The following is a 4,849-nucleotide window of genomic DNA, read 5'->3' as shown; positions in this document are numbered from 1 at the left end:
TCGGCCACCCCACCACCCAAGCTCGGGACCCAACAAGACCCCATCCCAGGTCTCAAATCAGACATAACGGTTGACCCCACCCACCCCTGGTTGCGACTGTCGTCCCTCTGTCCACCAGGTAGAAGTGCGAGTAGACGATGGACTCGGTCCTCGGTTCGGTCTTGCTCCCCATAGCCCTAGCAGTGGTCATGTTCGGCCTGGGCCTCTCCCTCACCGTCGACGACTTCATCCGAGTCCGCAAACACCCGGCCGCGGTCCTCATAGCCCTGGCCTGCCAACTGATCCTCCTCCCCGTCATCTGCTTCGGCCTGGTCCTCCTCTTCGACCTCCCACCCCTCCTGGCCGTCGGCATGATGCTCCTGGCCGCCTCCCCAGGCGGCACCACGGCGAACCTCTTCAGCCACGTCTTCCGAGGCGACGTGGCCCTCAACATCACCCTCACCGCCGTGAACTCGATCCTGGCCGTGGTGACCCTCCCCCTGGTCACCAACCTGGCCCTCGGCTACTTCGCCCCCTCCGGCGACAACCTCGACCTCCAGTTCGACAAGGTCGTCCAGGTCTTCGCCATCGTCCTCATCCCGGTGGCCATCGGCATGGTCGTCCGCCGCAGGTCCCCGGCGTTCGCCGATCGCATGGACCGCCCCGTGCGCGTCTTCTCGATCGTGGTCCTCGCCTCGGTCATCCTCGCCACCGTCATCTCCGAACGCGAGAACCTGACCGACTACCTGGCGGCCACCGGCCTCATCGCGCTGGTCTTCTGCGTCATCAGCCTGTCCCTCGGCTACTTCGCCCCGCGCGCCTTCCGCGTCGGCCACCGCCAGTCCATCGCCAGCGCGTTCGAGATCGGCGTCCACAACAGCACCCTGGCGATCACCATCGCCATCAGCGTCCTCAACAGCACCGACATCGCCGTCCCGGCGGCCGTCTACGGCGTCGTCATGTTCCCGGTGGCCGCCCTCTTCGGCTGGCTGTTCACCCGGACCCGGTCAGGGGATACCCCCGAGAGCCATCAACCGATCGGTTGATCGCCGGTCTGGCCCGCCGGTCGATTCGCCGAGGCCCGCCGCCGACGAACCTTGAGCCATGGCAATCATCGAGGTGGCGGACCTCGGCAAGCGTTACGGGCCGAAGGTCGCGGTGGACGAGGTGTCCTTCACCGTTGAGGAGGGCGAGATCTTCGGGATCCTCGGCCCCAACGGGGCGGGCAAGACGACGACGGTCGAGTGCGTCGAGGGCATGAGGGTCCCGGACCGCGGCACGATCCGGGTCGACGGCCTCGACCCGCGCCGGGACCGGGCCGAACTCCGGCAGCGGATGGGCGTGCAGCTCCAGGAGAGCCAGCTCCCCGAGCGGATCAAGGTCCGGGAAGCGCTCGACCTGTACAGCTCCTTCTACCCGAACCCGGCCGACTGGCGCGAGCTGATGGCCCGGCTCGGCCTGGAGGGCCAGCGCGACGCCGAGTTCGGGAAGCTGTCCGGCGGCCAGAAGCAACGCCTGTCCGTCGCGCTGGCACTGGTCGGCAGGCCTCGGATCGCCGTGCTGGACGAGCTGACCACGGGCCTGGACCCGCAGGCGCGCCGGGACACCTGGGACCTCATCGAGGGCATCCGGGACTCCGGCGTCACGGTCCTGCTGGTCACCCACTTCATGGAGGAGGCCGAACGGCTCTGCGACCGGCTGGCCGTGATCGACGCGGGCAGGGTCGTCGCGATCGACACGCCCGCGGGCCTGGTGTCGCGGGTGGACAGCGAGCAGCGGGTGCGGTTCCGGCCGTCCCGCCCGGTGGACGAGGCGCTGTTCCGCGAACTCGACGAGGTCACCGACGTCCGCCTGCACGGCGGGCAGTTCGTCATCACCGGCCGCGGGAACCTCCTGCACGCCGTCACGTCGGTGCTGGCGCGCAACCAGGTCGTGGCCTCCGAGCTGCGCATCGACCAAGCCAGCCTCGACGACGCGTTCGTCTCGCTGACCACCAAGAAGTGACGGGGGAGTCGTGCTCAAGCTCGTTCAGGTAGAGGCCAAGCTGTTCCTGCGCGAAGGCGCGTCCGTCGTCTTCGCGCTCCTGTTCCCCACCGTGCTGCTGCTGGTGCTGGGCGCGATCCCGGCGCTCCGCACCCCGGACCCGCTGTTCGGCGGACTGCGGTTCATCGACGGCTACGCGGGCACGCTGGTGGTGATCACGTTGGCGTTCCTCGGTTTGCAGCGCGTCCCGACGGCGCTCGCCACCTACCGCGAACGCGGCGTGCTGCGCAGGCTCGGCACCACACCGCTGCACCCCGGCAAGCTCCTGGCCGCGCAACTGCTGGTCAACCTCGCCGCCGCGGTGGTCTCCGTGGTCCTGGTGGTCGCGGTGGGCAAGCTGGTGTTCGGCATCGACCTGCCGCACCACCTCGTCGGGTTCACCGTGGCCATCCTGCTCGGCGCGGCGTCGCTGTTCGCGTTCGGGCTGGTCATCGCCGCGCTCGCGTCGACGGCCAAGTCCGCGGCGGGCTGGGCGACGGTGGCCTTCATGCTCATCATGTTCTTCGGCGGCGCGTACCTCCCGCGCTTCCTGCTGCCGGACGTGATCAACACCGTCGGCCAGTACCTGCCGCCCGGCGTGGCCGCGTTGCAGGACTCGTGGGTCGGCACGGCGCCGTCACCGCTGCACCTGGCGGTCATGGCCGTGATCGCGCTGTTCGCGGGTACCGTCGCGGCCAGGACCTTCCGTTGGGAGTAGGGATGGCCGAGTCCACTCTGGACACGTGGGAGACCAGGCTCGAACGCGTCGCCCACGTGATCCCGTACTTCGTGCTCACGGTGACGACCACCCTGTACCTCCTGCTGTCCCCGCACGACACCGGCGCGAAGCTGATCAGCCTGGCGATCGTGGTGGTCATGTACGGGTGGATGTTCTTCTGGTTCACCGCCCACCCGGCATGGCGGTCCCGACAGGACCTGATGGCCGTGTTCATCGTGGGCCTGCTGGTCCTGTACGGCGTGCTCGGCGTGCGGGAGACGTGGTTCGGCGCGGTGTCGTTCGCGCTCTACGTGTACGCCAGCGAGGTCCTGCGGGTGAAGTGGATGTTCGCCGCGGTCGCGGCCACCGCCGTGCTGGCCACCGCGTCGCTCTTCGGCGGCGTCCCGACCGGCCCCGAGTTCATCGCGTTCGTCATCTTCCTGGTCCTGTTCGTGACGGTCGCGTGCACGTTCACCTTCGTCGGGCACGTGACCACCGAGCAGAGCCGCAAGCGCAAGGAGATGGTGGTCCAACTCGCCGCCACCATGGAGGAGAACGCGGGCCTGCACGCGCAGCTACTGATCCAGGCGCGCGAGGCCGGGGTCCTGGACGAGCGGCAGCGGATGGCGCGGGAGATCCACGACACGCTGGCGCAGGGGTTCACCGGGATCATCACCCAACTGGAAGCCGCGGAGCAGACCGGGGAGTGGCGGGAGCGCGTGGCCACGTCCGTCCGGCTGGCCCGCGAGAACCTCACCGAGGCCCGCCGCTCCGTGCACGCCCTGCGCCCGGCTGCGCTGGCGGACGCGGCGCTGCCCGAGGCGTTGGCCGAGGTGGTGCACGGGTGGAGCGGCGCGTCCGGCGTCGCGGTCGAGGTGACGACCACCGGGACCGCGCGGCCCATGCACCCCGAGGTCGAGGTGGCGCTGCTGCGGACCGCCCAAGAGGCGCTGGCGAACGTCGCCAAGCACGCCGAGGCGTCACGGGTGGGGCTCACGCTGTCGTACATGGAGGACGTGGTCACCTTGGACGTGCGCGACAACGGTGTGGGGTTCGACCCGGACGTGACGCGCGCCGACGGCTTCGGGCTGATGACGATGAGGCAGAGGGTGAGCAGGTTGGCAGGGGCGTTCGCGGTCGAGTCCGAGCCGGGCGGCGGCACCGCCGTGTCGGCCAGCGTCCCGGCCATCCCGACGGTGGTGGCCCCGTGATCCGGCTGGTGATCGTGGACGACCACCCCGTCGTCCGCGACGGGCTGCGCGGGATGTTCTCCGGTGATCCCGACTTCGAGGTGGTCGGGGAGGCAGCCGACGGCGCCGAGGCGATCACGGTCGTCGAGGCGTTGCGCCCGGACGTCGTGCTGATGGACCTGCGGATGCCGCGCACGGACGGCGTCACGGCCATCACCGCGCTGCGCGACCGGGGGAACGCGGCGCGCGTCCTGGTGCTGACCACTTACGACACCGAGAGCGACGTGCTGCCCGCGATCAAGGCGGGTGCCACGGGGTACCTGCTGAAGGACACACCCCGCGACGACCTGTTCCGCGCGGTGCGGTCCGCTTCGCGCGGGGAGGCGGTCCTGTCGCCGTCCGTCGCCACGACGCTGCTCGGGCAGGTCAGGGCCCCCGCGACCGATCAGCTCAGCCAGCGCGAGCTGGAGGTGCTCGGGCTGGTGGCGAGGGGGTCCACCAACAAGGAGGCCGCGGCGAAGCTGTTCATCAGCGAGGCGACGGTCAAGACGCACCTGCTGCACGTCTACACGAAGCTGGGGGTGAACGACCGGGCCGCGGCGGTGGCCGTGGCGTTCGAACGGGGCCTCTTCTAGGGCGTTCGACGCTGGGGACCCCCCGATTTGGTCTCCGGATCATGAGGGTGTAACTTTCTCCTTGTCACCGCGACACGGACCGGAAACGGGCCGGAGCGGGGGCCACAATCTTCAAAACTGAATGCCTCGCAGGCCGATTTGACAGTCAGAAAAATCGCTTGCTAAGCTTCAAACACAAGCCCCGGATTGCACCGCGGTAAGACGCGGGTCGAGATGGTGTGCGCGTGTTCTTTGAGAACTCAACAGCGTGCCGAATAGCCAGTAACTTATATGAACCCAGTCAATGGGTTTCCTTTGAGATCGAA

Annotated in this window: 5 protein-coding genes; all 5 read left to right on the top strand. The window is 68.9% G+C overall.

Annotated elements, in window-relative coordinates; genetic code table 11:
• Positions 1–137: 137 nt before the first annotated feature.
• The 5 genes from NZH93_RS49390 to NZH93_RS49370 are packed head-to-tail and all read left to right on the top strand — an operon-like array spanning position 138 to position 4,544.
• Entirely contained in the window at positions 138–1,025 is an 888-nt protein-coding gene (locus NZH93_RS49390; RefSeq protein ID WP_276025477.1) for a bile acid:sodium symporter family protein, read from the top strand.
• A 58-nt stretch (positions 1,026–1,083) separates the two neighbouring features.
• The gene (locus NZH93_RS49385; RefSeq protein ID WP_259630337.1) at positions 1,084–1,983 is read left to right on the top strand and encodes an ABC transporter ATP-binding protein; all 900 of its coding nucleotides are present in this window, start codon (positions 1,084–1,086) and stop codon (positions 1,981–1,983) included.
• 10 nt (positions 1,984–1,993) lie between these two features.
• Positions 1,994–2,719 carry an ABC transporter permease gene (locus NZH93_RS49380; protein WP_259630336.1) on the top strand — a complete coding sequence of 242 codons (726 nt, stop codon included), beginning with the start codon at positions 1,994–1,996 and terminating at the stop codon, positions 2,717–2,719.
• A gap of 2 nt (positions 2,720–2,721) precedes the next feature.
• Positions 2,722–3,930: a sensor histidine kinase gene (locus NZH93_RS49375; RefSeq protein ID WP_259630335.1), complete on the top strand. Its 1,209-nt coding sequence runs from the start codon at positions 2,722–2,724 to the stop codon at positions 3,928–3,930.
• Positions 3,927–4,544, top strand: coding sequence for a response regulator (locus tag NZH93_RS49370; protein WP_259630334.1), 618 nt, complete (start codon positions 3,927–3,929; stop codon positions 4,542–4,544). The genes NZH93_RS49375 and NZH93_RS49370 overlap by 4 nt, the downstream gene beginning before the upstream one ends.
• The last annotated feature ends 305 nt before the right edge of the window (positions 4,545–4,849 follow it).

Source organism: Umezawaea endophytica, from assembly GCF_025061645.1.
Taxonomy (GTDB): Bacteria; Actinomycetota; Actinomycetes; order Mycobacteriales; family Pseudonocardiaceae; genus Umezawaea; species Umezawaea endophytica.
The sequence above is the reverse complement of the archived record's forward strand: the minus strand, read 5'-3'. Positions and strand labels throughout refer to the sequence as shown.